This window comes from Variovorax boronicumulans, from assembly GCF_009811375.1.
Classification (GTDB): domain Bacteria; phylum Pseudomonadota; class Gammaproteobacteria; order Burkholderiales; family Burkholderiaceae_C; genus Variovorax; species Variovorax boronicumulans.
On record NZ_BKDH01000001.1, the window covers coordinates 2,470,842 to 2,497,003 of the forward strand.

Below are 26,162 nucleotides of genomic sequence, written 5' to 3' on the forward strand. Positions count from 1 at the left end.
TGTCAGCGCGCGATGCCGCGCGTTGAATGAGCGAGGAAGGCCTCCATCAGCGCGACATCGCCGGCGGCCTCGGGCATTTCCGCCGCGAGCTCGGCGATGGCGGCGCGCGCCTCTTCGAGCGTCTTGCCCTGGCGGTACAGCAGGCGGTGCATCTGCTTGACCGCCGCGAGCCGCTGCGCCGAGAAATCGCGCCGGCGCAGGCCCACGATGTTGAACCCGCGAACCGCCAGCGGATTGCCGTCGACCAGCATGAAGGGTGGCACGTCCTGCGAGATCGCGCTCGCGAAGCCGACCATGGCGTGCGCGCCGACCGAGACGAACTGATGGATGCCCGTCAGGCCGCCGATCGTGACCCAGTCGGCCAGATGCACGTGCCCGGCCAGCGTGGTGTTGTTGGACAGCGTCGTGTGGTTGTCGACCCGGCAGTCGTGCGCGATGTGCGTGTACGCCATGATCCAGTTGTCGTTGCCGACACGCGTGATGCCCCCTGCCCCGGGCACGCCAAGGTTGAAGGTGCAGAACTCGCGGATCACGTTGCGGTCGCCGATGGTGAGCTCGGTGGGCTCACCCGCGTATTTCTTGTCCTGGGGGATCGCGCCGAGCGACGAGAACTGGAAGATCCGGTTGTCGCGCCCGATGGTCGTGCGCCCTTCGATCACGCAATGCGCGCCGATGGTGGTGCCCGCGCCGATCCGCACGTGCGGGCCGATCACGGTGTAGGGACCGACCGACACCGAGGCGTCGAGCTGGGCCTTCGGGTCGACGATCGCGGTCGAATGAACCTGGGTCATGCCTTGCAAGAGACGATGAGCCGGATCAGCTGTTGATCTGGCGCATGGCGCACATCAGCGAGGCTTCGCACGCCAGTTCGCTGCCCACGAGCGCACGGCCCTTGAACTTCGAGATGCCGGCCTTCATGCGCTCGATCTCGACTTCGAGCGTGAGCTGGTCGCCAGGCTCCACGGGGCGCTTGAAGCGCGCGCCGTCGATGGCTGCAAAGTAGTAGACCGTGTTGTCGTCGGGCACGATGTCCAGCGAGCGGAACGACAGCAGCGCCGCAGCCTGCGCCATGGCTTCGAGCATCAGCACGCCCGGCATCACCGGACGGTGCGGGAAGTGGCCGTTGAAGAAGGGCTCGTTCATCGTCACGTTCTTGAGCGCCGTGATGCGCTTGCCCTTCTCCATGCTCAACACCCGGTCCACCAGGAGAAACGGGTAGCGATGCGGCAGCAACTTGAGAATTTGGTGGATATCGAGCGTCGTGTCCGTCATGGTGTTCTGTTCCTGCATCGTCGTCATTGTTTCGAGGGGGCTTTTTCCAGCGCCTTCAGTCGTTCGCGCAGGCTGTGCAACTGCTTGAGTGTTGCCGCATTCTTTTCCCAGTTCGCATTGTCATCGATCGGAAACATGCCGGTGTACTGGCCGGCCTTGCGGATGGAGCGTGTCACCACGGTCGCCGCCGACACGTGCACGCCGTCGGCCACCGTGAGGTGGCCCAGCACGATGGCGCCGCCGCCGAAGGTACAGTGGGCACCGATGGTGGCGCTGCCGGCCACGCCGACGCAGCCCGCCATGGCAGTGTGCTTGCCGACGCGCACGTTGTGGCCGATCTGGATCAGGTTGTCGAGCTTCACGCCGTCTTCGATGACGGTGTCGTCGAGCGCGCCGCGGTCGATGCAGGTGTTGGCACCGATCTCGACGTCGTTGCCGATGCGCACCGCGCCCAGCTGCTCGATCTTGACCCAGGCGCCCTGGTGCGGCGCGAGGCCGAAGCCGTCGGCCCCGATCACCACGCCCGGGTGCAGCAGGCAGCGCTCGCCGATGGTGCAGTCTTCGCTGACCGTGACGCGCGACTTCAGCACGGTGCCCGCGCCGATGCGCGCGCCCCGCTCCACCACGCACAGCGCGCCGATGCGCGCGGTGGCGTCGACATGGGCTTCGGGATGGATCACGGCGGAGGGATGGATGCGATCGGTTTCCGGGCGCGCATGGTGCGCTTTCCACAGCTGCGTCAGGCGTGCAAAGTAGTAGTACGGGTCCGGCGTGACGATGTAGGCGCCACGCGCCGCGGCAGCCTCGCGCATGGCGGGCGACACGATGACACAGGCCGCCTTGGAGGCGGCCAGTTCCTGCTGGTATTTGGGATGGCTCAGGAAGCTGAGCGCATCGGGCTGTGCATTCTGGAGCGGCGCGAGCCGCTCGATGGACAGCGTGGCATCTCCATGAAGCTCGCCCCCGAGGGCGTCAACGATGGCTCCGAGCTGCAGCGACACGCCGGTTCGCGGCGTTACTTGCCGGCCGCAGGCGCAGAGGAGCCGACCGACGCGTTCAGCGCCTTGATCACCTTGTCGGTGATGTCGTGCTTCGGGTTGATGTAGATCGCTTCCTGGAGGATGGCGTCGTACTTTTCAGCTTCGGCGACCTGCTTGACCACGCGGTTGGCGCGCTCGTAGACCTGCTGGAGCTCTTCGTTCTTGCGCGCGTTCAGGTCTTCCTGGAACTCGCGGCGCTTGCGCTGGAAGTCGCGGTCCTGGTCGACCAGCGAACGCTGGCGCGAGACGCGCTGGCTTTCCGACAGGGTCGGTGCCTCGCGCTCGAACTTCTCCGAGGCCGTTTTCAGTGCATCTCCCTGCACGGTCAGGTCCTTTTCGCGCTTGAGGAATTCAGCCTCGAGCTTGGCTTGCGCGGTCTTGGCCGGCTGCGCTTCGCGCAGCACACGGTCGGGGTTCACGAAACCGATGCGAAAGCTTTCCTGGGCCTGCGCGGGCGCAGCCACGAGGGCAAAAGCGGGAATCAGGAACGCGCCGGCGGCGGCGCGAATCAAATGCTTCATTTAGAAAGACGTTCCGATCTGGAATTGGAGGCGCTGAATTCTATCCTTCGGGATCACGACGAACCCGGTGCTCGGATCCGTCACTTCCTTCTGGGACTTGACGGGGAAGGCGTAGGCCAGGCGCAGCGGGCCCAGCGGCGAGATCCAGCTGATGCCCAGACCGACCGAGGCGCGCAGCTTCTTCTGAGCCTTCCATTGCTCGTCCGTCACGTTGGGTGCACGGGAACCGAACACGTTACCGACGTCGAAGAAGCCGTACAGGCGCAGCGTGCGGTCGTTGCCGGCGCCGGGGAACGGCGTGCTCAGCTCGGCATTGAAGATGGCCTTCTTGGTACCGCCCAGTGCCGCGCCTTCGGTCTGGCCGAGCAGCGGCTGGTCGCGCGGGCCCAGCGAGTTCTGCTCGAAGCCGCGGATCGAACCCAGGCCACCGGCGTAGAAGTTCTTGAAGATCGGGTAGACCTTGCCACCGAAGGCCTTGGCATAGCCCACTTCGCCGTTGATGGCAAAGGTGTACTGCTTGTTGATCGCGAAGAACTGCTGGTACTGGTAGCTGGTCTTCAGGTACTTCATGTCGCCGCCCACGCCCAACTCGAGGTTGGCGCGCTGCAGGCGGCCGGTGGTCGGGACCAGCGCGCTGTCGCGGCTGTCGCGGCCCCAGCCCACGGTCAGCGGGATGCCCCAGACGCTCTTCTGGTCGCAGCTGGTGACGAACCAGCCGGTCGCGTCCTTGCCGCAATGGAAGTAGTTCAGGTACGACTGCGGCGTGGTGAGGCCGGCGAGCGCCGAGCGGTTCGGGTCGAACGCGTAGCGCTCCAGGCCGACGCCGAAGAAGACGGTGTCGAGTTCGCTGAACGGCACACCGAAACGGATCGAGGCGCCCTGGTTCACCAGCTTGTAGTCGCCGTCTTCGTTCGTGGAGTACGGGCGCGTCGTCGTGTGGTACACGCTGATCGTGCGCGAGATGCCGTCCTTCGTGAAGTACGGGTCGGTGGTGGTCAGCGACAGCGTGCGGTTGTACTTGCTGGTGTTGACCTGCACGCCCAGGAAGTTGCCCGAGCCGAACACGTTTTCCTGCGAGATGCCGAAGGTCAGCGCGACCTTTTCCGCGCTCGAGTAGCCGGCGCCCAGCTGCAGCGTGCCGGTGGGCTTTTCGGCCACGTTCACGGTCAGGTCGACCTGGTCGGGCGAGCCGGGCACTTCCTGGGTCTCGACGTTCACTTCGGTGAAGAAACCCAGGCGGTCCACGCGGTCGCGCGAAACCTTGATCTTGTCGCCGTCATACCACGAGGCTTCGAACTGACGGAACTCGCGGCGGATCACTTCGTCGCGCGTCTTGTTGTTGCCGCCGACCGACACGCGGCGCACGTACACGCGGCGCGAGGGCTCGGCCTGCAGCGTGAGCGTGACGCGGTTGTTCACACGGTCGATGTCCGGACGCGCCTGCACGCGGGCGAAGGCGTAGCCGAAGGTGCCGAAGTAGTCGCTGAAGGCCTTGGTGGTCTCGGTGACCTGCTCGCCGTTGTAGGGCTCGCCGGGCTTGATCGTGATGAGCGACTTGAACTCGTCGTCGCGGCCCAGGTAGTTGCCGTCGAGCTTGATGCCCGCCACCACGAACTTCTCGCCTTCGGTGATGTTCACCGTGACGCTCAGGTCCTTGCGGTCCGGCGAAATGGCGACCTGGGTCGAATCGATGCGGAACTCGAGGTAGCCGCGGGTGATGTAGTAGCTCTTCAGCGTCTCGAGGTCGGCGTTGAGCTTGGCGCGCGAGTACTGGTTCGACTTGGTGTACCAGCTCATGAAGCCGCCACTGTCCTGGTCGAACAGGCTCAGCAGCGTCGATTCGCTGAAGGCCTTGTTGCCGACCACGTGCACTTCGCGGATGCGGGCGGACTCGCCTTCGGTCACGGTGAACGTCAGGTTCACGCGGTTGCGCTCGATGGGCGTGACGGTGGTCACGACGTTCGCGTTGTACAGGCTGCGGCTCACGTACTGGCGCTTGAGCTCCTGCTCCGCGCGGTCGGCCAGGGCCTTGTCGTACGGGCGGCCGTCGGCCAGCCCGATTTCACGCAGCGCCTTCTGCAGCGCCGCCTTGTCGAATTCCTTGGCGCCGACGAAGTCGACGTCGGCGATGGTGGGCCGCTCTTCGACGATCACCACCAGCACGTTGCCGTTGACGTCGATTCGCACGTCCTTGAACAACCCCAGGTCGAACAGCGCGCGGATCGCGGCCGAGCCGCGTTCGTCGCTGTAGGTGTCGCCCACACGCAAGGGCAGCGACCCGAAGATCGTGCCGGCCTCGACGCGTTGCAAGCCTTCGACGCGGATATCGCGCACCGTGAAAGGCTCGACGGCCCAAGCGGCCGTGGCCGCCAGCGTGCTGGCCACCACCGCGGCAACGCTACGCAGGCGAAAGCGACTGAAGTTTGTGTTCATCTGTGAATTGGGCCGGCACGGAAAGGGCCGGCAGAAAGTTAACCAAAGAGCCGCGTGACGTCGTTGAAGAGTGCGACCGACATCATCACCAGCAGCAAGGCGACACCGCCACGCTGCAGCCGTTCCATCCAGGCGTCGGAGACGCTTTTCCCGGTCAGGCCCTCCCAAAGATAATACATCAGGTGCCCCCCATCGAGGACCGGCAGCGGCATCAGGTTGAGCACCCCGAGGCTCACGCTGATGAGAGCGAGAAAGACCAGGTACTGCGTCAGACCGAGGCTGGCGGACTTGCCGGCGTAATCAGCAATTGTTAAGGGACCGCTCAGGTTCTTGATCGAGGCCTCGCCGATCAGCATCTTGCCCATCATGCGAACCGTGAGCGCGGACACCTCCCAGGTGCGCACCACGCCACGCCAGACGCCGTCGATGACGCCCTGGCGCACCGTGACCATCTCGGGCGGCGCGCCGACGTAGGCGCCGATGCGCGCGACCTTGTCAGCGCCCTCTTCGCGCACTTCCGGCTTGACTTCGAGCGAGAGCGGCTGACCGCCACGCTGGAGCTGCCAGGTCTGCGTGCGCGCCTGCCCGGAGGCATTGATCGAGGCACGAATGACTTCGCGCAGCTGCTGTCCGTCGAGGATGGGGGTGTCGCCGATGGTCAGGACCAGGTCGCCGTTGCGAAGGCCCGACCGCTCGGCCGCGCTGCCCGCCATGACCTCGCCGATCTCAGGACGGGTCAGCGGTGCGACCACGCCGATCTTGCGGAACATCTGCGGATCGGCGTCCTTGGCCTCCATGCGGCTCAGCGGCAGGACCAGCTGGCGGCCAGGGCGACCGCCCTCACCTGCCACTTCGAGCGTGAGGTCGCGGCCGTCGAGCGCGCCGCGCGTCATGCGCCAGCGCAGGTCTTCGAAGGACTGGACCGGCGACAGGTCGCCATCGAAACCGGCCTGGGTGATGTGTTCGCCGCCACGCAGTCCCGCCGACTCGGCCAGCGACGCCGCCACCGGCCGGGCCAGCTTGGCCACGGGCTCGTCGACGCCGATCCAGTTGACCGCGGTGTACAGCACGACCGCCAGCAGCAGGTTGGCAATCGGGCCGGCGGCCACGATGGCCGCGCGCGAGCGCAGCGGCTGGGTGTTGAAGGCGCGGTGCCGCTCCTCGGGCGCCACGGGGCCTTCGCGCTCATCGAGCATCTTGACGTAGCCGCCGAAGGGAAAGGCGCCGATCACGAACTCGGTCTGCTGCCCCGGATGCTGGCGCTTGGGCTGCCAGCGCAGGAGGGCCTTGCCGAAGCCGACCGAGAAGCGCTCCACCTTGACGCCGCAGGCCACGGCCACGCGATAGTGGCCGTATTCATGGACCGCAATGAGGACGCCGAGAGCGACCACAAAAGCTATGACGGTGAGCATCGGGGTCCTCTGCGCTGTAGGGAATCAGGCCGTGAAACGTGCCGCGGCGGCATTGGCCGCCTCGCGGGCGCTGGCGTCGAGCGCCAGCAGATCCGCCAGCGATGCCGGCTTGGAGGGCATGACCGCCTCCAAAGTTTCCAGATTGACCGCATGAATGCGATCGAAACGCAGGCGCCGGTCGAGAAAGGCGGCCACAGCCACCTCGTTGGCCGCGTTCAGCACTGCCGTGGTGCCCGACGCAGCGCGCAAGGCCTGCCATGCCAGGCCCAGGCCGGGGAACAGCGCAGGATCGGGCGCGTCGAAGGTCAGCGAGCCCATCTGGCGGAAATCGAGCCGCGCCGCCCCGCTCTCGACGCGCTCCGGCCAGGCCAGCCCGACCGCGATCGGCACGCGCATGTCGGGCGTGCCGAGCTGGGCGATGACGGAGGCATCGGTGAACTGCACCATCGAATGGACCACGCTCTGCGGGTGGATGACGACCTCGATCTGCTCCGGCGACACGCCGAACAGGTGGCGCGCCTCGATCACCTCGAGCGCCTTGTTCATCATCGTGGCCGAATCGACCGAGATCTTGCGGCCCATGACCCAGTTCGGGTGGGCGCAGGCCTGCTCGGGCGTCACGGCGCCCAGCGTGTCGGGCGCGCGGGTGCGGAACGGGCCGCCCGAGGCGGTCAGGATGATCTTGTCGATGCGCCGCGCCCAGGTGGACGGGTCTTCGGGCAGCGACTGGAAGATGGCCGAATGTTCGCTGTCGATGGGCAGCAGCGTGGCGCCGCCCTCCTGCACCGTGCGCATGAACAGCTCGCCGCCGACGACCAGGGCTTCCTTGTTGGCCAGCAGCAGGCGCTTGCCGGCGCGCGCGGCGGCCAGGCATGGCGCCAGGCCGGCGGCACCGACGATGGCGGCCATCACGGCGTCGACTTCGTCGTCCGACGCTATTCTTTCGAGAGCATCGTCGCCCATCAGGACGCGGGTCGGCAGATTGTTCTGCTTGAGCTTTTCAGCCAGCAGCGCGGCATGCGGCGCACTCGCCATGACGGCGAAGCGCGGCGAGAAGCGCGCGCATTGGGCCAGCAGCTCGTCGACCTTGGTGGCCGCCGAGAGCGCAAACACCTCGAAGCGTTCGGGGTGGCGGGCAATGACGTCGAGCGTGCTGACACCGACCGAACCGGTCGAGCCAAGCACCGTGACACGTTGTTTGGGAGTGTTCACAGGAACGCCAGCATCATGGCAATGGGAAGTGCCGGCAAGAGGGCATCCACGCGGTCGAGTACGCCGCCGTGGCCGGGCAACAGGCGGCTGCTGTCCTTGGCGCCGGCGCTGCGCTTGATCAGCGATTCGACGAGGTCGCCGACGACGCTCATCGCCGCCAGGAACACCGCCCCGATCAACAGCAACCACCAGCCGCGCTCATGCAGGCGGGTGTAGAGGCTGGGCACCGTGGCGCCCAGGCTCTTGTCGGCCCAGACCCAGGCGAACGCCAGCACGATGACGCCGGCCATGCCGCCCCAGACACCTTCCCAGCTCTTGCCGGGACTGATGGCGGGCGCCAGCTTGGCGCGCGTGAACTTCAGGCCGAAGGCGCGGCCGGCGAAATAGGCGAACACGTCCGCCACCCAGACCAGCACCAGGATCGACAGCAGGAAGTTGATGCCGACCATGCGCGCCTGCACCGCCGCGAGCCATGCGACCCACAGCGCCAGCAGGCCGCCCACCAGCCGCAGCCCGCGCGGAATGCGCGGCCAGCCGGGCACCGCGACGCGCAGCAGCGCCGCGCCGCCGAGCACCCAGGCCGCACTGGCCAGGGACCACATGAGAAACAGGCGCTGCTCCAGCAGCCCCAGCCACCACGACAGCCCGCACAGCGCCACCATCTCGGCGCCCAGGAACAGCGACATGCCCTGCCCGTAGCCGTTCAGGCGGCCCCACTCCCACGCGGCGGCGCCGATCAGTACCAGCATCACGCAGGCGAAGGGAACGTGGTTTCGATAGAACAGCGCCGGCAGCAGGATCGCGAGCAGCACGATCGCCGTGAGGATGCGTTGTTTGAGCATGCGGAAGGTGGTGTCGGGCCGTTGTCAGGCCGCGGAAGCCGAGACCTGCGCCGAGGTCTGGCCGAAGCGACGCTCGCGACCCTGGAACGCGGCAATGGCCTCGTCCAGTGCGGCTTCGTCGAACTCGGGCCACAGCTTGTCGCTGAAGAACAGCTCGGCGTAGGCACTCTGCCAAAGCAGGAAATTCGACAGCCGCTGCTCGCCACCCGTGCGGATGAACAGGTCGGGGTCGGGCACGTGGGCCAGCGCCATGGCGCGATCGAGGTTCATCTCGGTCATGGGCAGGCCCTGCTCGGCGAGCTTGGCCGCGGCGCGCGCGATGTCCCAGCGCCCGCCGTAGTTGAAGCAGATGTTGAGAATCAGCCGTGAGTTGTGGGCCGTTGTCTGCTCGGCCGACACCAGGCCGGCCACCATCTTGTCGGACAGACCGGCGCGTTCACCCACAAAGTGCAGCCGCACGCCATCGGCGTTGAGCCGCGGCACTTCGCGTGCGAGTGCCCCGACCATCAGCTGCATCAGCCCGGAGACTTCTTCAGGGGGGCGGTTCCAGTTCTCCGAGGAGAACGCGAACACGGTGAGCACGCCCACGCCACGGTCGGCGCAGGCCTTGACGCAGCGCCGCAGCGACTCCACGCCCTGCTTGTGCCCCGCCACGCGGGGCAGGAAGCGCTTGGTGGCCCACCGGCCATTGCCATCCATGACGATGGCAACGTGGTGCGGAGGGGGCGTCGTCTGCGGCGAGGAGGCCATGCGGAGCCTCAAACGGCCATGATCTCCGCTTCTTTCGCGGCGACCAGACGGTCGATTTCCGCGATGTGCTTGTCGGTGACCTTCTGAATGTCGCCTTCGGCGCGCTTCTGGTCATCTTCCGAGGCCAGCTTGTCCTTCACGAGCTTCTTGACCGCCTCGTTCGCGTCGCGGCGCAGGTTGCGCGTGGCGATCTTGGCGCTTTCGCCTTCGTTGCGGACCAGCTTGGTCATTTCCTTGCGGCGCTCTTCGCTCATGGCGGGCAGCGGCACGCGGATCAGATCGCCCATCGACGCCGGGTTCAGGCCCAGGTCGCTTTCGCGGATGGCCTTCTCGATCTTGGCGCCCATGCCCTTTTCCCAGGGCTGGACGCTGATGGTGCGCGAGTCGAGCACCGACACGTTCGCCACCTGGCTCAGCGGCACCTGCGAGCCGTAGTACTCGACGTGGATCGAGTCGAGCAGCGCCGAGTTGGCGCGACCCGTGCGGATCTTGGTGAGGTTGTTCTGGAAGGCGGCGAGCGACTGGTTCATCTTCGCGTCGGTCGCACTGCGAATGTCTGCAATGGTCATCTCATTTACTCCTAGGCATGCACCAGCGTGCCCTCGTCCTCGCCCATCACGACGCGCTTGAGGGCGCCGTTCTTGAAGATCGAGAACACCTTGATCGGCAGCTTCTGGTCGCGGCACAGCGCGAAGGCCGTGGCGTCCATGATGCCGAGATTCTGCGCAATCGCCTCGTCGAAGGTGAGCGTGGCGTAGCGCGTGGCTTCGGGGTGGGTCTTGGGATCGGCGGTGTAGACGCCGTCCACCTTGGTCGCCTTGAGCACCAGCTCGGCGCCGATTTCGGCACCGCGCAGCGCGGCGGCCGTGTCGGTCGTGAAGAAGGGGTTGCCGGTACCGGCTGCGAACACCACGACCTTGCCCTCTTCGAGGTACTGCAGGGCCTTGGGGCGCACATAGGGCTCGACCACCTGCTCGATGGCGATGGCGGACATCACGCGGGCCACGAGGCCCTGCTTGTTCATCGCGTCGGCCAGGGCCAGCGAGTTCATGACGGTGGCCAGCATGCCCATGTAGTCGGCCGTGGCGCGGTCCATGCCGACGGAGCCTCCCGCGACGCCGCGGAAGATGTTGCCGCCGCCGATCACGACCGCCACCTGGACGCCCATGTTCACGACCTCGGCCACTTCTTCGACCATGCGCACGATGGTGGCGCGGTTGATGCCGAAGGCGTCATCGCCCATCAATGCCTCACCCGACAGCTTCAACAAGATTCGCTTGTGGGCTGGGCGGGCATCAGACATGGGCATTTTCCTTAGAGGGTTGGCGGGGGCGAGTGTAAAACGAGGCGGTGAAAAAGCGGCGGCACGCTGTCGCGCACCGCCGCTTGGAGGCCTGCCGGATCAGGCGGCAGCCTTGGCAGCAGCGACCTGAGCAGCGACTTCGGCAGCAAAGTCGTCGACCTTCTTCTCGATGCCTTCGCCGACCACGTACAGGGTGAAGCCCTTGATCGTGGTGTCGGCGGCCTTGAGCATCTGCTCGACGGTCTGCTTGTCGTTCTTCACGAACGGCTGGTTGTGCAGCGAGACTTCCTTGAGGTACTTCTGCACGCCGCCTTCGATGCGCTTTGCAACGATGTCGGCCGGCTGCGGCTTCTTGCCTTCGGCTTCGGCGACCTTGCGGTCTTCTTCAGCCTTGCCGGCGGCCACGGCGCGTTCTTTTTCGATCAGGTCGGCGGGCACGTCGGAGGCCTGGATGGCGACCGGCTTCATGGCGGCGATGTGCATCGCGACGTCCTTGGCCGAGGTGTCGTCACCTTCGAATTCGACCATCACGCCGATGCGCGTGCCGTGCAGGTACGACGCCAGCTTGCCGTTGCCCGTGAAGTGCTTGAAGCGGCGGAAGCTCATGTTCTCGCCGATCTTGCCGATCAGGCCCTTGCGCACGTCTTCGAGCGTGGGGCCGAAGCCGTCCTGCTCGTAAGCCAGCGCGCCCAGTGCGGCGATGTCGGCGGGGTTGTTCTTGGCGACCAGCATCGCGGCAGCGTTGGCCATGGCCAGGAAGCTGTCGTTCTTGGTGACGAAGTCGGTTTCGCAGTTGATTTCGATCATGCCGCCGGCAGCGCCGTCGACGAAAGCCGTGACCACGCCTTCAGCGGTGATGCGGCCCGATGCCTTGCCAGCCTTGTTGCCGAGCTTGATGCGCAGCAACTCTTCGGCCTTTTCCATGTTGCCGTCGGCCTCCGTCAGGGCCTTCTTGCATTCCATCATGGGCGCATCGGTCTTCGCGCGCAGTTCGCCGACCATGCTTGCGGTGATTGCAGCCATTTGTGTATCTCCGTAAATCCAAAAATCAGGTTAAAAAAAAGGGGCACCAAAGCCCCTTCTTCAGGCTCGCGAACGCGCCTATCAGGCCGAAGCGCCTTCTTCGACTTCGACGAATTCGTCGCCGCTGCCTTCGGCAACGGCCTTGACCACGTCACCACCGGCGCTGTTGCGGCCTTCGATGATCGCGTCGGCGATGCCACGGGCATACAGCGTGACGGCCTTCGACGAGTCGTCGTTGCCGGGGATCACGTAGTCGATGCCTTCGGGCGAGTGGTTGGAGTCGACCACGCCGATCAGCGGGATGCCGAGCTTCTTGGCTTCGGCCACGGCGATCTTGTGGAAGCCCACGTCGATCACGAAGATGGCGTCGGGCAGCGCAGCCATGTCCTGGATGCCGCCGATGTCCTTCTCGAGCTTCGCGATTTCGCGCGAGAACGTGAGCTGCTCTTTCTTGCTCAGGCTGTCGAGGCCGGCTTCTTGCTGGGCCTTCATGTCCTTCAGACGCTTGATCGAGGTCTTGACGGTCTTGAAGTTGGTCAGCATGCCGCCGAGCCAGCGGGTGTCAACGAAAGGCACACCGGCGCGGCGAGCTTCTGCAGCGACGATTTCACGGGCTTGACGCTTCGTGCCGACCATCAGGATCGTGCCGCGGTTGGCCGTGAGTTGCTTGGCGTACTTCATCGCGTCCTGGAACATCGGAAGCGACTTTTCCAGGTTGATGATGTGAATCTTGTTGCGGTGACCGAAGATGAACGGAGCCATCTTGGGGTTCCAGAAGCGGGTTTGGTGACCGAAGTGGACACCGGCTTCCAGCATTTCGCGCATGGTGGTCGACATTGAATTTACTCCAAAGGTTGGGTCTAAAATCCAGCCCGTTTTGCGCCCCTTCGACGGGGTCGCAACACCTTGATTGGGCCGGTTTGCGGATGTGCTTGACTGGCGGCGACAAAACTGTCGCATAACCAGCGAAACCCAAAGAGTATAGCACGGCGGCCACCCCCTCCTCCCTCGAACCGAGCCGTTCCAAGGTACCCTCGACGCCATGAACGACCTTCACGCCACCCGTCTCACCCTTCTGGCTGGCGGTTCCGATGCGCGCACCGAAATGGAGCACGCCGTCGCCCTCTCCGAATCCCCGGCCTGCGCCCACGTTTTCACCCGCACGATGTTCGACGAGGCCCGCGCGGCCGCCGCCGCATCGGCGCCCGAAAGCCGGCTGGCCGGACTGGCCTTCACCAGCAAGGACCTGTTCGACGTCGCCGGCCAGCCGACACCCGCCGGCTCGGCCGTGCTCTCGCACGCACCGACCGCCCCGGCCGATTCGCTCGCCGTGGCCCGACTGCGCGCCGCCGGCGGCGTGCTGACCGGGCGCACCAACATGACGGAGTTCGCCTTTTCCGGCGTCGGCGTCAACCCGCACCACGGGACACCCGCCAACGTGAGCGACACCGCCACGCCGCGCATTCCGGGCGGCTCGTCGTCCGGCGCGGCGATTTCGGTGGCAAGCGGCGCAGCCTTCATCGGCCTGGGCTCCGACACCGGCGGCTCGATCCGCATCCCGGCCGCGCTGAACGGCATCGTCGGCTTCAAGAACACCGCCCGCCTCACGCCTGCCGACGGCGCGCTGCCCCTGTCGACCACGCTCGACACCGTCTGCGCCATGACCCGCTCGGTGCGCGACGCCGTCACCGCGCACGAGATCCTCTCGGCGCGGCAGGTGGCGCCCGGCTCGGCACCGCTGTCGGCCTACCGGCTGGCCGTCGTGAAGAACGTCTTTCTCGACGACCTCGAGCCCGCCGTGGCCGCGGCTTTCGAGCGCACCCTGGCGACCCTGCGCGACACGGGCGCTCATATCCACGAGATCGAATTGCCCGAGCTGGCCGACCTGCAGGCCATCAACGCCACCGGCGGTTTCTCGGCAGCCGAGTCGTACGCCTGGCACCGGCTGCTGCTGGAACGCAGCGGCGCCGGCTACGACCCGCGCGTGGCGCAGCGCATCCTGCGCGGCGCGGGCATGAAGGCGCACGAGTACATCGACCTGGTCCGCGCCCGCCGCGACTGGATCGCCCGTGTCGAGAAGGCGCTGGCACCGTTCGACGCCGTGGTGTCGCCGACCGTGCCGATCACGGCGCCGTCCATCGCCAGCGTGGCACCGGGCGCCGAGCGCGACGACGAATTCTTCCGCGTCAACGCGCTGCTGCTGCGCAACCCGTCGATCGTCAACATGCTCGACGGCTGCGCCATTTCGCTGCCCTGCCACGTCGCCGGCGAACTGCCGGTCGGCCTGATGCTGTGGCACGGCGCGATGCACGACGACGCCGTGCTCGCGATGGCGCTCCAGGCCGAACGCACGCTACAGAAATAACCGCTGTCACCGCCCACCTCACGGGCGTCAGCCGCTTCTTTTATCTAGAACATTTCAATGAAAATCGCGATCGTGGGCGCCGGCATCGTCGGCGTCACCACCGCCTGGGAACTGGTTTCCGACGGCCATGAAGTGAGCGTGTTCGAGCGCCGCGGCGCCGCCGCCGAAGAGGCCAGCTTTGCCAACGCCGGCGTGGTCGCGCCGGGCTATGTCACGCCGTGGGCCGCACCGGGCATGCGCGGCAAGGTGCTGCGCTCGCTGCTGTCTTCGCACGGCGCCATCAAGCTGCGCTGGCCGCTGAGTTCGCGCGACCTCGGCTGGATGTCGCGCTGGCAGAAGGCCTGCAAGCTCGAGACCTACCTGGCCAACCGCGCCCGCATGCAGCGGCTGGCTTTCTACAGCCGCACAAGACTGCACGCAGTGACCGAAGCGCGCGAGCTGAGCTACGAACGCAGCGACGGCTACCTGGTGCTGCTGCGCTCCAAGCGCGAGAAAAAACTGGTGCAGCCCGGACTCGAGGTGCTGCGTTCGGCCGGCAGCGTGTTCCGCGAGATCGACGCCGACGAGGCCCGCCTGATCGAGCCCGCACTCAACCCCGACACCCCGCTGGCAGGCGCGATCCACCTGCCCGAAGACGAGGTCGCGAACTGCCGCCAGTTCGCGCTGCTGCTCAAGTGGGAAGCCGAGGCTTTGGGCGCGCAGTTCCACTTCAACTGCGACATCGCGCCGCTGAGCCGCGCCGCGCCCACCTCGCTGACGCTGGCCAGCGGCTCGGACGCATTGCAGTTCGACGCCATCGTGGTGTGCGCCGGCCTGTCGTCCGCCGCGCTGCTGCGTCCGCTGGGATTGCGCATTCCGCTGGCGCCGGTCTACGGTCACTCGGTCAGCGCCCCGGTGCGCGAGCCGCTCAACGCACCACGCAGCGCGGTGATGGACGAACGCTACAAGGTCGCGATCTCCCGCCTGGGCCAGCGCGTGCGCGTGGCCGGCAGCGCCGAGATCGGCGGCTCGCCCGACGCCATGAGCCCGGCCGCGATCCAGACGCTCTACAAGGTGCTGCACGACTGGTTCCCGGGCGCTGCCACATTGCAGTCGGGCATCCAGCAATGGAAGGGCGCCCGTCCGATGCTGCCCGACGGCCCGCCGGTGCTGGGCGCCAGCGGCATTCCCGGCGTGTGGCTCAACCTGGGCCACGGCTCGAGCGGCTGGGCGCTGTCGTGCGGCAGCGCACGCGTGCTCGGCGACCTGATTGGAGGACAAGACCCCGGCATCGACCTCGAAGGCCTGGGGATCGAGCGGCTCAGTCTCTAGGACCCCAGCGGCGCAGTTGCTCGGGGGTGGCCGGTTTTTCCACCGGCAGTTCGGGCCGGGGTGCCCAGCGTTGGGCGATCAACCCCAGGATCGCCGGTGCGATCAGCCCGAAGAACACCAGCACCAGCAGGTCCAGGCCCAGCATCAGCCACTGCGTGCCGGACCCTGCCTCGACCGGCACGTCGAGCCACCGGATCACGCCGATGCCATAGCCCACGCCCAGGGCCCAGGCGACGTCGCGCGGCGGCACCCGGCGCAACAGCTCGGCCAGCAGGAACAGCCCCCACACCACGATCAGCAGGCCGAACGCCCAGGCCGCGCCGGCCATCATCGCCACGGCCGTGCCGATGAAACCGGCCAGGCACGCCAGCAGCAGTACCAGCAACCAGCCGAAGGTCTTGAGCGTCATCGGTCGATGATAGGAGGCGCGGTGTCGGCGGCACAATGGCTCGATGCATCGCATCACGTCCGCCAGCGCCGCCGACCTGTTCGACATCGCCGCCACGCGTCGCATCGAGCAGGCAGCAGCCTCCGCCCTTCCCCCTCATACGCTGATGCAGCGCGCCGGCCTCGCTGCCGCACGGCTCGCGATGGCGCTCGCGCCGCACGCGCGAACGATCTGGATCGCCTGCGGCCCCGGGAACAATGGCGGCGACGGCTTCGAAGCCGCGGCGCAACTGCGGCATCGCGGCTTCTTTCCGGTCGTCACCTTCGTGGGCGATGAAGGCCGGCTGCCAGCGGATGCCAAGGCGTCGCTGCAGCGTGCGCGCGATGCGGGCGTCACCTTCGCTTCGGAGCCGCCATCGAGCTTCGAGCTGGCTGTGGATGCGCTGCTCGGCATCGGATCGACCTGCCCGCCCTCAGGCACGATGGCCGAATGGCTCGCGCGGATGCACGCGAGCGCCTCGCCAGTGCTCAGCATCGATGTGCCCTCGGGCCTCGATGCCGACACTGGCACGCTGGCCTCCAGCGCAGATCAAGCACCGGCATCGGTCCGCACCACCCTCACCTTCCTCACGCTGAAACCCGGCTTGTTCACGGCGCAAGGCCGCGACGCCGCCGGCACGGTGTGGTTCGACGACCTAGGTTGCAGCGCGTTCGCCCAGGAGCGACCGACGGCCCGCCTCGCAGGCGCGCCCGATATCCAGCCGCGCACCCACGCCTCGCACAAAGGCAGCTACGGCGATGTTGCGGTGATCGGCGGTGCCTCGGGCATGGCTGGTGCCGCGCTGCTGGCCGGCTCGGCTGCGCTCCATGCCGGAGCAGGACGCGTGTTCGTCGGATTGCTCGATCCCCGCGCAGCGCCGGTCGACACCTCGCAGCCCGAGCTGATGCTGCGCGACGCCCACGCGCTGGACCTCGCGGGCATGACGGTCGTGTGCGGCTGCGGTGGCGGCGATGCCGTGCGCGAACTGCTGCCGCGCGTGCTGTCGATGGCCGCCGCGCTGGTGCTCGACGCCGACGCACTCAACGCCATCGCCGCCGATCCGTCACTTCAGGCGCAGCTGATCGCGCGAGGCCAGGCCGGAGCTCCCACCGTGCTCACGCCGCATCCGCTGGAAGCCGCGCGCCTGCTCGGCGATACGACGGGTGGCGTGCAAGCCAACCGCCTGGCCGCGGCCCGTGCGCTGGCATCGCGCTTCGGCGCGGTGACAGTGCTCAAGGGGTCTGGAACAGTGATTGCCGACGCGAGCGACGAACCACCGGTCATCAATCCGACCGGCAATGCCCGCCTCGCCACCGCAGGCACCGGTGATGTGCTCGCCGGCATGATCGGGGCGGCGCTCGCGATGCGCCGCCCCGCATTCGAGGCGGCGTGCGAAGCCGTCTGGCAGCACGGCCGCATCGCCGACCTGTGGCCGGCCGATGCGGCCCCGCTCACGGCAGGCGCATTGGCCCGCCGCGCGCCCGACTGAGCGCAGGACTCAGCCGCGCCCGACGAAGGGCATCTTCGTGGCCATGATGGTGTGGAAGAGCACGTTGGCTTCCAGCGGCAGGTTCGCCATGTAGAGCACCGACTGGCCGACGATCTTGACGTCAATCAGCGGCTCGATCGCGAGCTCGCCGTTGGCCTGCGGCACGCCGGTGGCCATGCGCGCGGCCAGCTCGGTCATGGCATTGCCCACATCCACCTGCCCCACCGCGATGTCGTACTTGCGGCCATCGAGCGAAGCGGTCTTGGTCAGCCCTTCGACCGCGTGCTTGGTCGAGGTGTAGGCGGCGGAATTCGGCCGCGGCGTGGTCGCCGAGATCGACCCGTTGTTGATGATGCGGCCGCCCCGCGGCGTCTGCGCCTTCATCGTGCGAAAGGCCTGCTGGATGCAGAAGAACATGCCGGTGAGGTTAATGTCCACCACGCCCTTCCACTGCTCGGGCGTCCAGTCCTCGAACGGTCCCGGCGGGTTGCCCACGCCGGCGTTGTTGAACAGCAGGTCGACGCGCCCGAAGCGCTCGACCGTGGCGCCGAACAGCGCCTGCACCGAGTCGGCATTGGCCACGTCGGTCGGCACCGCGAAGGCGCGCGCACCCGCGCCCGATTCTTCCGCCACCTGCTCCAGCGGCTCGAGGCGGCGCCCCGCAAGGGCCACGCTCCAGCCGTCCGCCAGCAGAGCCAGCGCGGCCGCACGGCCGATGCCCGACCCCGCGCCCGTGACGATCGCGATGCGACCCTTGTTGTTTTCCACGCTCATGCTTCAAGTCTCCTTTTCAACTGATCCATACACACGGTAAGCAAACCGGTAGTGTGCACGGCGCGTCTCATCCGCGGCGGGGCTTGCGGCCCTTGCCCTGCATCTTGTTGGCGGCTTTCTTCACCGCCGACTTGAAGGCCTGCATGGCCGATTGCGGACCGGCCGGCACCGCGGCAGCGCCGCCGCCACCGTGCTCCGAACGCGACTCGCCACCGGTCTCCGCCTTGTGGCGGGAGCTTCGCTTGGCCGACGCCTTCACTGGCGCACCGCCCTTGTCCTTCATGGCGCGCGAGGTCAGGTCCTCGCCTTCGCGCACGAGGCGGAAGTCGATCTTGCGGCCATCGAGGTCGACGCGGCTCACCTGCACCCGCACCCGCGTGCCGATGGCGTAGCGGATGCCGGTGCGCTCGCCACGCAACTCCTGGCGCATCTCGTCGAACTTGAAGTATTCGCCGCCCAGCTCGGTGATGTGGACCAGGCCTTCGACGTACATCGCATCAAGCGTGACGAAGATGCCGAAGGTGGTGGCTGCGGTGACCACGCCGCCGTATTCCTCGCCGAGGTGCTCGCGCATGTACTTGCACTTGAGCCAGGCCTCGACATCGCGGCTGGCTTCGTCGGCGCGGCGCTCGTTGGCGCTGCAATGCAGGCCGGCGGCCTCCCAGGCCAGCACCTCCTTGCTGGGCGCGACGGTCGCCTTTTGCGGCTTGTTGGTGGGCGCCTTGACGCGCGAAGCGAGCCGCTTGGCCAGCTTGGCATGCGCCTCGCCGGGCGTGGGCAGCATCGGCAGCTGGTAGCGCGTCTTGCCGAGGATCGCCTTGATCACGCGGTGCACCAGCAGGTCGGGGTAGCGACGGATCGGGCTGGTGAAGTGCGTGTAGGCCTCGTAGGCCAGGCCGAAGTGGCCGCTGTTGATCGGCGTGTAGATCGCCTGCTGCATCGAACGCAGCAGCATGGTGTGGATCTGCTGCGCGTCGGGGCGTTCCTTGGTGGCTTCGGCGATCGCCTGGAACTCGCCGGGACGCGGCTCGTCGGTGATGCTCAGGCCGACGCCCATGGCCTTCAGGTAGCCGCGCAGGATTTCCTTCTTCTCGGGCGTCGGGCCTTCGTGCACGCGGAACAGGCCCGGGTGCTTGCCTTCGGCGATGAAGTCGGCGCTGCAGACGTTGGCAGCGAGCATCGCCTCCTCGATCAGGCGGTGCGCCTCGTTGCGCGTGCGCGGCACGATCTTCTCGATGCGGCCGGCGTCGTCACAGATGATCTGCGTCTCGGTGGTTTCGAAGTCGACCGCGCCGCGCTTGCCGCGCTGCTTGAGCAGGGCCTTGTAGACGTCGGCGAGGTTCAGCAGGTCCTTGACGCGGTCCTTGCGCTTGGCGGCTTCGGGGCCGCGCGTGTTGCCGAGGATGGCGGCGACTTCGGTGTACGTGAAGCGCGCATGGCTGAACATCACGGCCGGATAGAACTGGTAGGCGTAGATCTCGCCATCGGCGGCAACCAGCATGTCGCACACCATGCACAGGCGCTCGACCTCGGGGTTGAGCGAGCACAGGCCGTTCGACAGCTTCTCGGGCAGCATCGGAATCACGCGGCGCGGGAAATAGACGCTGGTGGCGCGGTCGTACGCATCGATGTCGATGGCCGAGCCGGTCTGCACATAAGCACTGACGTCGGCGATGGCGACCAGCAGGCGCCAGCCCTTGCCGCGCCCCACCTTGGCGGGCTCGCAGTACACGGCGTCGTCGAAGTCGCGGGCGTCTTCGCCGTCGATGGTGACGAGCGGCACGTCGGTGAGGTCGATGCGGCCCTTCTTGTCGGCGGGGCGCACCTTCTCGGGCAGGGCCTTGGCCTGCGCCAGGCATTCCGCGGAAAACTCATGCGGCACGCCGTACTTGCGCACGGCGATCTCGATTTCCATGCCGGGGTCGTCGATCTCGCCCAGCACTTCTTTCACCCGGCCCACGGGCTGGCCGAACAAGGCCGGCGGCTCGGTGAGCTGAACGACCACGACCTGGCCCACCTTGGCGGGGCCGGTCGCGCCCTTCGGGATCAGGACGTCCTGGCCGTAGCGCTTGTCTTCCGGTGCAACGAGCCAGATCCCGCCTTCGTGCAACAGGCGGCCGATGATGGGCTGCTCGGGTCGCTCGACGATCTCGACCACGCGCCCCTCGGGGCGGCCGCGGCGGTCCTGTCGCACGATGCGCGCCTTGACGCGATCCTTGTGCAGCACCGCGCGCATCTCGTTCGGCGGCAGGTAGATGTCTGCCTCGCCGTCGTCACGCTGCACGAAGCCGTGCCCGTCGCGATGTCCTTGAACAGTTCCTTCGATTTCATCCAACAAGCTGCTGGAAGTGACATTATTTTTGATATGATCTCCTTCTTTCCTGAAATTCAAAACGTGACTGCTTCTGCAGTCATGTGGGCCCAGATGGCGGAATTGGTAGACGCACTAGTTTCAGGTACTAGCGAGTAACATCGTGGAGGTTCGAGTCCTCTTCTGGGCACCAAGTTTAAACAGACCTTTACCAGGTCATCCGATTGAAGCCACCGGTCTCCGGTGGCTTTTTTCATGGCCGCTCGAAACTGCATCAAACGGGCGACGCGATCGTCAGATCACGCCCCTTGATGCCGGCCATGCACGCACGATCGCACCCACCCGCCTTCGGCAGGACATCCGCCGCACGAGCGATGTCGCGCAGAAGTTGAAATTTCGACACGCTCAAAAGAGCGCGCCAAATTTGTGTATATAATCGTAGTCTTTGCTGAGAAGCAAAATTAGCCCAGATGGCGGAATTGGTAGACGCACTAGTTTCAGGTACTAGCGAGTAACATCGTGGAGGTTCGAGTCCTCTTCTGGGCACCAAGATTGAACAGACCCTTACCAGGTCTTCTGACAAAAGCCACCGGCCTCCGGTGGCTTTTTTCTTGGCCGTTTGAATCAGGTGCATCAAACGGGCAACGCGATCAGGTCGTGGCCTTCAGCGCCCACGATGCGTGCACGCGTGAACTCGCCGACCTTCATCGTCTTGCTGATCTTCTCGGGCGGCAGGAGGCGAACGGTGCCGTCGATCTCCGGTGCATCGGCGTATGTGCGCCCCACCCCGCCCTTGCGGCCCAGCGCCGGCGCTGAGTCGACCAGCACCTGCATCGTCGAGCCGATTCGCTTTTGCAGCTTGGCGATCGACACGGCCTCGGCCACTTCCATGAAGCGGGCGCGGCGCGCTTCGCGCTCGGCCTCGGGCAGCATGCCCGGAATGTCGTTGGCAGTGGCCCCCTCGACCGGGCTGTAGGCAAAGCAGCCGGCACGATCGATCTCGGCTTCGCGAATGAAGTCGAGCAGGTGCTCGAACTCCTGCTCCGTCTCGCCCGGGAAACCGGCGATGAAGGTGCTGCGGATCACGAGTTCGGGGCAGACCTCGCGCCAACGCGCGATCCGCTCCAGATTCTTTTCGCCGCTGGCGGGCCGCTTCATGCGCTTGAGCACATCAGGGTGGCTGTGCTGCAGCGGCACGTCGAGGTACGGCAGCACTTGGCCGCTCGCCATCAACGGAATGATTTCGTCGACGCTCGGGTACGGGTAGACGTAGTGCAGGCGCACCCAGGCGCCGTACGGCTCGGCGATTTCGCCCAGCGTGCGCACGAGCTCGAGCATGCGGGTCTTGACCGGCTTGCCGTCCCAGAAGCCGGTGCGGTACTTCACATCGACGCCGTAGGCCGAGGTGTCCTGGCTGATCACCAGCAGCTCCTTCACGCCGCCTTCGAACAAGGCCTTGGCTTCGCTGAGCACATCACCCACCGGGCGCGAAACGAGGTCGCCGCGCATCGAAGGAATGATGCAGAAGGTGCAGCGGTGGTTGCAGCCTTCGCTGATCTTCAGATAGGCGTAGTGCCGTGGCGTCAGCTTGAGGCCGGCCACGCCGAAGGTGTTCGGCACGAGGTCGATGAACGGATCGTGCGGCTTCGGCAGGTTGGCGTGCACCGCGTCCATCACCTCCTGCGTGGCATGCGGACCGGTGACAGCCAGCACGCTCGGGTGCATCTGGCGCACGAGGTTGCCACCCTGGTCGCCAGTCTTGGCGCCCAGGCAGCCAGTGACGATCACACGGCCGTTCTCGGCAAGTGCTTCGCCGATGGTGTCCAGGCTTTCCTTCACGGCATCGTCGATGAAGCCGCAGGTGTTGACGATGACGAGGTCGGCGCCCTCGAAAGTCTTGGCGGTTTGATACCCCTCGGCACTCAGCTGGGTCAGGATCAATTCGGAATCGGTCAAGGCCTTGGGACAACCAAGACTGACAAAGCCGACCTTGGGGGCGGTCGGCGTGACGGTACGTTCAGGGGAGGCAACTTCGCTCATAGGCCTCTATTGTCCCAGCTATCGGTGACAGCGGGGCATTCATCGGGCAGTCACCCCATTCGGGCGGGCCGCCGCGCGGCGCTCAAGGGCGCTTGATGCCAAAGGCGCCCAGCACCTGCTCGGTGTTTTTCTGCATCTGCTCCTGCATCTGCAGGAAGACGTTCTTCGATTGCTCGACGTAGTTGCCCATCAGCCCCTGGATCATCGGCGACTGCATGGTCATGAAGCGCGACCACATCTCGGGCGTCAGGTCTTCGGCCTTTTCGGCGAGCTGGGCCTGCATCTCGGTCATGGCCTGGATGTTCTTCTCGAGGTACGGGCCCATGTAGCCTTGCATGGCCTGACCGTAGAAACGGATGATGTTGGCCAGCACCTGCTCGGTGAACATCGGCGCGCCGCCCGCCTCTTCTTCCAGAATGATCTGCAGCAGGATGCTGCGCGTGAGGTCGTCGCCGGTCTTGGCGTCGCGCACCACGAACTGCGCGTTCTTGATGACCAGCTGCTTGACCTCGGTCAGCGTGATGTACGTGGATGTCTCCGTGTCGTAGAGCCGTCGGTTGGGGTACTTCTTGATCACACGCTGGACCGGCTTCACCCCGGACTTCTTGCTCTGCACTACAGACTCCTTCACATGGACGCCCATGTCATCGGATGATTCTAGGGAGCGGTTTTGCTGCATCGCGACAAGGTTTACCCTGACCGTGATTCTTCTTCAGGCATCCGGCGCCGTCGCGTACTCGGCACCGCACGCATGACACGCCGCAGTTTCGGGGCGTTCCGGGGTCGACAACCTGAATCGCAGCGGGATCTTCTGCCCATAGACCACCCAGCACCGGGGGCAATGCTCCTGCCCCGCCGTCGGAAGGTAGGCGCGTGCGCGCTGCTCGGCGCGCTCCTCGGTCACCGGCATGCCCTGCCGTTGTGCACGCGCCACTTCGCGTGCGGCCATGGTGTCGGCGCGGCCGGCGGCAAGGTCATTGATGCCGTAGACCGCGCGCGCAAATTCAAGAGGGGCTTGCTTGAGCAATGCGGCCACGCGGTGGTCGGCGTGCGCCCGATCAACTGGCGTTGATCGCGTATTCATCAGATCGCTTATCAAGGAAATTCGAGAAGGTTGGCAGACCGCTCAAGGTAGCACAACCACATGGCTCAGGCACCTTGCCTGCACCGCGCGAAGGGCCGCCCGTGAAAGGGGTTTTCGCTTGCGCCGATCACTCAGGACGACCGGGCTGATCCAGAGACAAACACGTCGCCCAAACGACGAACGGGTTGCAGCGAAATCGCTGCAACCCGTGTTTGAATTTGGTAGGCGCGATTGGATTCGAACCAACGACCCCCACCATGTCAAGGTGGTGCTCTAACCAACTGAGCTACGCGCCTAAGAGAAGCATCGAGTATAGCAGGAGAAATGGCCCTTTTCAGCGCCGACGTGCAGATCGCACACCAGTCACTGCAGTCACCACACTCAATACCTGCGTCAAACGCGCGGCATCGGCGATTTCCACGGTGAACGTCATCCACGCCGTGCCCTTGATCGACTGTGTCTGCACGCCGATCACGTTCATCTTCTCGCGCGCAAAGACATCGGAGATATCGCGCAGCAAACCCTGACGGTCGGCCGCTTCCACAGCCACATCCACTGCGTAGACCGGTGCATCCGCGCCCTTCTTCGGCAGGCCCCATTCGACATCGATCACGCGTTCGCCGTCCTTCGCGGCCATCGTGCGGAAGTTGCTGCAATCTGCGCGATGCACGCTGACGCCATGGCCGCGCGTGACGAAGCCGCGGATCGCATCCGGCGGTGCCGGCTTGCAGCACTTGGCGAGCTGCGTCATCAGCGACGACACGCCCACCACGAGCACGCCGCCCTTGCCCGACTTCTCGCTGCCGCGCGCCTTCTTGATCTGCACGCCGTCGTCGGGATTCAGCGCCGGCTCGGGCGGACGCAGCAGCGTCTCGATGTTGCGCAGCGAGAACTCGTCCTTGCCGACCACCTCGAACAGATGGTCCGCCGACTTGAAGCCAAGCTGCGACGCCAGGTCTTCGAGCCGCATGGCCGTCTTGCCTTCGCGCTGCAGCAGCTTCTCGACGGCTTCGCGTCCTCGCGCCACGGTCTCGTGCGTGATCTGCGCGTTGAACCAGGCACGCACCTTGGCGCGGGCGCGGTGGCTCGCCAGATAACCCAGCTCGGCATTCAGCCAGTCGCGCGACGGCCCGCCTTCCTTGGCCGCCATGATCTCGACCGTCTGCCCGTTCGACAGCGGGGTGTTGAGCGGCACCATCGCGCCATCGACACGCGCACCGCGGCAGCGATGCCCCAGCGTCGTGTGCACCGTGTAGGCGAAGTCGACCGGCGTCGCTCCCTGCGGCAACTCGACGATGGCGGCATCGGGCGTGAGCACATAGATGCGGTCGTCGAACAGCCCCTGCCCCTGCAACCCACCCGACAGGTCGCGTTCCCAGGCCAGCAGCTGGCGCAGCACGGCGATCTTGGCGTCGTACTCACCGCTCGCCCAGACGCCGGCGTAGCCCTTGTGGCCCGCTTCCTTGTAGGCCCAGTGCGCGGCCACGCCATGCTCGGCGTGGTCGTGCATTTCCTCGGTGCGGATCTGGATCTCGATGGGCTTCCCCACCTTGCCGTCGACGATCTCGCGCACCACCGTGTGCAGCGACTGGTAGCCGTTCGGCTTGGGCCGCGCGATGTAGTCGTCGAACTCTTCGTCGATGGGCTGGAAGTGCGAGTGCACCCAGGCCAGCGCGGCGTAGCAGTCCTTCACGTCCGGCACCACCACGCGCAGCGCGAGGATGTCGAAGACCTGCTCGAAATCGAGCGACTTGCCGCGCATCTTCTTGACGATGCTGTAGATGTTCTTCGGGCGTCCCTGCACCGTGGCCTTGACGCCTTCGGCCTGCAGTTCGTGCTCCAGTTGCGAACGCAACTGCTCGACGTGCCCTTCGCGCTCGATGCGCTTCTCGTCGAGCAGGCGTGCGATCAGCTTGTAGGTCTCGGGCTCGAGAAAGCGGAACGAGAGATCTTCGATCTCCCACTTCACCTGCCAGATGCCCAGCCGGTTCGCAAGCGGCGCAAACACCTGCAGCGACTCGCGCGCCACGCTCTCGGGCGCGGGCTGCTTGCTGGCCGCCGCGTGCCGCAGCGTCTGCAGGCGCGAGGCCAGCCGCAGCATGACCACGCGCAGGTCGCGCGAAAACGCGAGCAGCATCTTGCGCACGTTCTCGGTCTGCGCGCCGGCGCCTTCGGCGTGGTGTCCTTGCGAGGCCGTTCGCGCCTGCTCCTGCACGCGCACGAGCTTGGTGGTCTCGACCGCGAGCGCCGCGAAGTTGTCGCCGAAGACCTTGGCGATCACTTCCTGCGGGCGATTCAGGTGCTGGCATGAGTACACGAGGTAGCTCGCGGCCTGCATCGCCTCGGAGCCACCCATCTTCGCGACGATGGCGGCCACGGCATCGGCGTGCGCCAGCGTGTTCTCGCCGGTGTCGAGTTTTTCGTCGGCAATCAGCGGCTCGGCGAACGCGCGGGCGCGCGCCAGCATGTTCTCCATGACCGGCGAGCGGTCGGCCGTGGCGGCCGACAGCGGGTAATCGACCATGACGCCGTCGGACAGGGGTGCCGTCTGAA

At 66.2% G+C, this 26,162-nt stretch carries 23 protein-coding genes and 3 tRNA genes; 5 read left to right on the forward strand and 21 right to left on the reverse strand.

Going from position 1 to position 26,162, the window contains the following annotated elements; genetic code table 11:
* Positions 1–2: 2 nt before the first annotated feature.
* The 13 genes from lpxA to rpsB form a co-directional block, all read right to left on the reverse strand.
* Positions 3–791 carry an acyl-ACP--UDP-N-acetylglucosamine O-acyltransferase gene (gene lpxA / locus VHAB30_RS11295; RefSeq protein ID WP_095745191.1) on the reverse strand — a complete coding sequence of 263 codons (789 nt, stop codon included), beginning with the start codon at positions 789–791 and terminating at the stop codon, positions 3–5.
* 25 nt (positions 792–816) lie between these two features.
* Positions 817–1,272 (reverse strand): 3-hydroxyacyl-ACP dehydratase FabZ, encoded by a 456-nt coding sequence (gene fabZ / locus VHAB30_RS11300; protein ID WP_056582588.1) that lies wholly within the window; start codon positions 1,270–1,272, stop codon positions 817–819.
* 23 nt (positions 1,273–1,295) lie between these two features.
* A complete protein-coding gene (gene lpxD / locus VHAB30_RS11305) occupies positions 1,296–2,273 on the reverse strand; it encodes a UDP-3-O-(3-hydroxymyristoyl)glucosamine N-acyltransferase (RefSeq protein ID WP_159277096.1) in 978 nt (325 codons plus the stop codon).
* A 14-nt stretch (positions 2,274–2,287) separates the two neighbouring features.
* Positions 2,288–2,833: an OmpH family outer membrane protein gene (locus tag VHAB30_RS11310; protein WP_062471593.1), complete on the reverse strand. Its 546-nt coding sequence runs from the start codon at positions 2,831–2,833 to the stop codon at positions 2,288–2,290.
* The gene (bamA, locus tag VHAB30_RS11315) at positions 2,834–5,266 is read right to left on the reverse strand and encodes an outer membrane protein assembly factor BamA (protein ID WP_062471595.1); all 2,433 of its coding nucleotides are present in this window, start codon (positions 5,264–5,266) and stop codon (positions 2,834–2,836) included.
* Between the two features lie 38 nt (positions 5,267–5,304).
* Positions 5,305–6,678, reverse strand: a complete 1,374-nt coding sequence (rseP, locus tag VHAB30_RS11320; protein ID WP_159277097.1) for an RIP metalloprotease RseP — start codon at positions 6,676–6,678, stop codon at positions 5,305–5,307.
* A gap of 24 nt (positions 6,679–6,702) precedes the next feature.
* Complete coding sequence (gene ispC / locus VHAB30_RS11325) at positions 6,703–7,890, reverse strand: 1-deoxy-D-xylulose-5-phosphate reductoisomerase (protein ID WP_159277098.1); 1,188 nt, start codon at positions 7,888–7,890, stop codon at positions 6,703–6,705.
* A complete protein-coding gene (locus VHAB30_RS11330) occupies positions 7,887–8,732 on the reverse strand; it encodes a phosphatidate cytidylyltransferase (protein ID WP_159277099.1) in 846 nt (281 codons plus the stop codon). Before VHAB30_RS11330 ends, ispC begins: the two co-directional genes overlap by 4 nt.
* A 24-nt stretch (positions 8,733–8,756) precedes the next feature.
* Positions 8,757–9,482, reverse strand: coding sequence for a polyprenyl diphosphate synthase (uppS, locus tag VHAB30_RS11335; protein WP_159271921.1), 726 nt, complete (start codon positions 9,480–9,482; stop codon positions 8,757–8,759).
* An 8-nt stretch (positions 9,483–9,490) separates the two neighbouring features.
* On the reverse strand, positions 9,491–10,051 hold the full coding sequence (frr, locus tag VHAB30_RS11340) for a ribosome recycling factor (protein ID WP_062471609.1): 561 nt from the start codon (positions 10,049–10,051) through the stop codon (positions 9,491–9,493).
* 11 nt (positions 10,052–10,062) lie between these two features.
* A complete protein-coding gene (gene pyrH, locus VHAB30_RS11345; protein ID WP_062471612.1) occupies positions 10,063–10,785 on the reverse strand; it encodes a UMP kinase in 723 nt (240 codons plus the stop codon).
* Between the two features lie 99 nt (positions 10,786–10,884).
* Positions 10,885–11,808 carry a translation elongation factor Ts gene (tsf, locus tag VHAB30_RS11350; RefSeq protein WP_062471615.1) on the reverse strand — a complete coding sequence of 308 codons (924 nt, stop codon included), beginning with the start codon at positions 11,806–11,808 and terminating at the stop codon, positions 10,885–10,887.
* Between the two features lie 81 nt (positions 11,809–11,889).
* Positions 11,890–12,645 carry a 30S ribosomal protein S2 gene (gene rpsB / locus VHAB30_RS11355; protein WP_062471618.1) on the reverse strand — a complete coding sequence of 252 codons (756 nt, stop codon included), beginning with the start codon at positions 12,643–12,645 and terminating at the stop codon, positions 11,890–11,892.
* Positions 12,646–12,850: 205 nt separating this feature from the next.
* Here rpsB and VHAB30_RS11360 point away from each other — a divergent pair, with 205 nt between their 5' ends.
* Positions 12,851–14,173, forward strand: a complete 1,323-nt coding sequence (locus VHAB30_RS11360; RefSeq protein WP_159277100.1) for an amidase — start codon at positions 12,851–12,853, stop codon at positions 14,171–14,173.
* Positions 14,174–14,230: 57 nt separating this feature from the next.
* Positions 14,231–15,484 (forward strand): D-amino acid dehydrogenase, encoded by a 1,254-nt coding sequence (locus VHAB30_RS11365; RefSeq protein ID WP_159277101.1) that lies wholly within the window; start codon positions 14,231–14,233, stop codon positions 15,482–15,484.
* On the opposite strand, the gene VHAB30_RS11370 is transcribed toward VHAB30_RS11365, so the two are convergent.
* A complete protein-coding gene (locus VHAB30_RS11370; protein WP_159277102.1) occupies positions 15,474–15,893 on the reverse strand; it encodes a hypothetical protein in 420 nt (139 codons plus the stop codon). The genes VHAB30_RS11365 and VHAB30_RS11370 overlap by 11 nt on opposite strands.
* Positions 15,894–15,936: 43 nt before the next feature.
* Between VHAB30_RS11370 and VHAB30_RS11375 the strand changes: the two genes are divergently transcribed.
* Positions 15,937–17,400 (forward strand): NAD(P)H-hydrate dehydratase, encoded by a 1,464-nt coding sequence (locus VHAB30_RS11375; protein ID WP_159277103.1) that lies wholly within the window; start codon positions 15,937–15,939, stop codon positions 17,398–17,400.
* Positions 17,401–17,409: 9 nt separating this feature from the next.
* Here VHAB30_RS11375 and VHAB30_RS11380 read toward each other — a convergent pair whose 3' ends face one another.
* On the reverse strand, positions 17,410–18,174 hold the full coding sequence (locus VHAB30_RS11380; RefSeq protein WP_062471631.1) for an SDR family oxidoreductase: 765 nt from the start codon (positions 18,172–18,174) through the stop codon (positions 17,410–17,412).
* A 67-nt stretch (positions 18,175–18,241) separates the two neighbouring features.
* Positions 18,242–20,512 carry a ribonuclease R gene (rnr, locus tag VHAB30_RS11385; RefSeq protein ID WP_235926588.1) on the reverse strand — a complete coding sequence of 757 codons (2,271 nt, stop codon included), beginning with the start codon at positions 20,510–20,512 and terminating at the stop codon, positions 18,242–18,244.
* Positions 20,513–20,593: 81 nt separating this feature from the next.
* Between rnr and VHAB30_RS11390 the strand changes: the two genes are divergently transcribed.
* Together VHAB30_RS11390 and VHAB30_RS11395 are read left to right on the forward strand one after the other, a co-directional pair.
* Positions 20,594–20,678 (forward strand) — tRNA-Leu (locus VHAB30_RS11390).
* Between the two features lie 271 nt (positions 20,679–20,949).
* Positions 20,950–21,034: transfer RNA gene (locus VHAB30_RS11395), tRNA-Leu, on the forward strand.
* A gap of 84 nt (positions 21,035–21,118) precedes the next feature.
* Here VHAB30_RS11395 and rimO read toward each other — a convergent pair.
* The 5 genes from rimO to VHAB30_RS11420 form a co-directional block, all read right to left on the reverse strand.
* Positions 21,119–22,525: a 30S ribosomal protein S12 methylthiotransferase RimO gene (gene rimO / locus VHAB30_RS11400; RefSeq protein WP_159277104.1), complete on the reverse strand. Its 1,407-nt coding sequence runs from the start codon at positions 22,523–22,525 to the stop codon at positions 21,119–21,121.
* Positions 22,526–22,607: 82 nt separating this feature from the next.
* On the reverse strand, positions 22,608–23,168 hold the full coding sequence (gene phaR, locus VHAB30_RS11405) for a polyhydroxyalkanoate synthesis repressor PhaR (RefSeq protein WP_159277105.1): 561 nt from the start codon (positions 23,166–23,168) through the stop codon (positions 22,608–22,610).
* Positions 23,169–23,237: 69 nt separating this feature from the next.
* The gene (locus VHAB30_RS11410; protein ID WP_223301311.1) at positions 23,238–23,561 is read right to left on the reverse strand and encodes a hypothetical protein; all 324 of its coding nucleotides are present in this window, start codon (positions 23,559–23,561) and stop codon (positions 23,238–23,240) included.
* A gap of 267 nt (positions 23,562–23,828) precedes the next feature.
* A tRNA-Val gene (locus VHAB30_RS11415) sits at positions 23,829–23,905 on the reverse strand.
* Between the two features lie 38 nt (positions 23,906–23,943).
* Entirely contained in the window at positions 23,944–26,133 is a 2,190-nt protein-coding gene (locus tag VHAB30_RS11420; RefSeq protein ID WP_062480706.1) for a RelA/SpoT family protein, read from the reverse strand.
* Between the last annotated feature and the right edge of the window lie 29 nt (positions 26,134–26,162).

Excerpts from the sequence above, each read along its gene's own strand:
- lpxA (WP_095745191.1), bottom strand. The coding sequence starts at position 791 with ATGACCCAGGTTCATTCGACCGCGATCGTCGACCCGAAGGCCCAGCTC.
- fabZ (WP_056582588.1), bottom strand. The coding sequence starts at position 1,272 with ATGACGGACACGACGCTCGATATCCACCAAATTCTCAAGTTGCTGCCG.
- VHAB30_RS11310 (WP_062471593.1), bottom strand. The coding sequence starts at position 2,833 with ATGAAGCATTTGATTCGCGCCGCCGCCGGCGCGTTCCTGATTCCCGCT.
- bamA (WP_062471595.1), bottom strand. The coding sequence starts at position 5,266 with ATGAACACAAACTTCAGTCGCTTTCGCCTGCGTAGCGTTGCCGCGGTG.
- rseP (WP_159277097.1), bottom strand. The coding sequence starts at position 6,678 with ATGCTCACCGTCATAGCTTTTGTGGTCGCTCTCGGCGTCCTCATTGCG.
- VHAB30_RS11330 (WP_159277099.1), bottom strand. The coding sequence starts at position 8,732 with ATGCTCAAACAACGCATCCTCACGGCGATCGTGCTGCTCGCGATCCTG.
- uppS (WP_159271921.1), bottom strand. The coding sequence starts at position 9,482 with ATGGCCTCCTCGCCGCAGACGACGCCCCCTCCGCACCACGTTGCCATC.
- frr (WP_062471609.1), bottom strand. The coding sequence starts at position 10,051 with ATGACCATTGCAGACATTCGCAGTGCGACCGACGCGAAGATGAACCAG.
- pyrH (WP_062471612.1), bottom strand. The coding sequence starts at position 10,785 with ATGTCTGATGCCCGCCCAGCCCACAAGCGAATCTTGTTGAAGCTGTCG.
- tsf (WP_062471615.1), bottom strand. The coding sequence starts at position 11,808 with ATGGCTGCAATCACCGCAAGCATGGTCGGCGAACTGCGCGCGAAGACC.
- rpsB (WP_062471618.1), bottom strand. The coding sequence starts at position 12,645 with ATGTCGACCACCATGCGCGAAATGCTGGAAGCCGGTGTCCACTTCGGT.
- VHAB30_RS11360 (WP_159277100.1), top strand. The coding sequence starts at position 12,851 with ATGAACGACCTTCACGCCACCCGTCTCACCCTTCTGGCTGGCGGTTCC.
- VHAB30_RS11365 (WP_159277101.1), top strand. The coding sequence starts at position 14,231 with ATGAAAATCGCGATCGTGGGCGCCGGCATCGTCGGCGTCACCACCGCC.
- VHAB30_RS11370 (WP_159277102.1), bottom strand. The coding sequence starts at position 15,893 with ATGACGCTCAAGACCTTCGGCTGGTTGCTGGTACTGCTGCTGGCGTGC.
- VHAB30_RS11375 (WP_159277103.1), top strand. The coding sequence starts at position 15,937 with ATGCATCGCATCACGTCCGCCAGCGCCGCCGACCTGTTCGACATCGCC.
- VHAB30_RS11380 (WP_062471631.1), bottom strand. The coding sequence starts at position 18,174 with ATGAGCGTGGAAAACAACAAGGGTCGCATCGCGATCGTCACGGGCGCG.
- rimO (WP_159277104.1), bottom strand. The coding sequence starts at position 22,525 with ATGAGCGAAGTTGCCTCCCCTGAACGTACCGTCACGCCGACCGCCCCC.
- phaR (WP_159277105.1), bottom strand. The coding sequence starts at position 23,168 with ATGGGCGTCCATGTGAAGGAGTCTGTAGTGCAGAGCAAGAAGTCCGGG.
- VHAB30_RS11420 (WP_062480706.1), bottom strand. The coding sequence starts at position 26,133 with ATGGTCGATTACCCGCTGTCGGCCGCCACGGCCGACCGCTCGCCGGTC.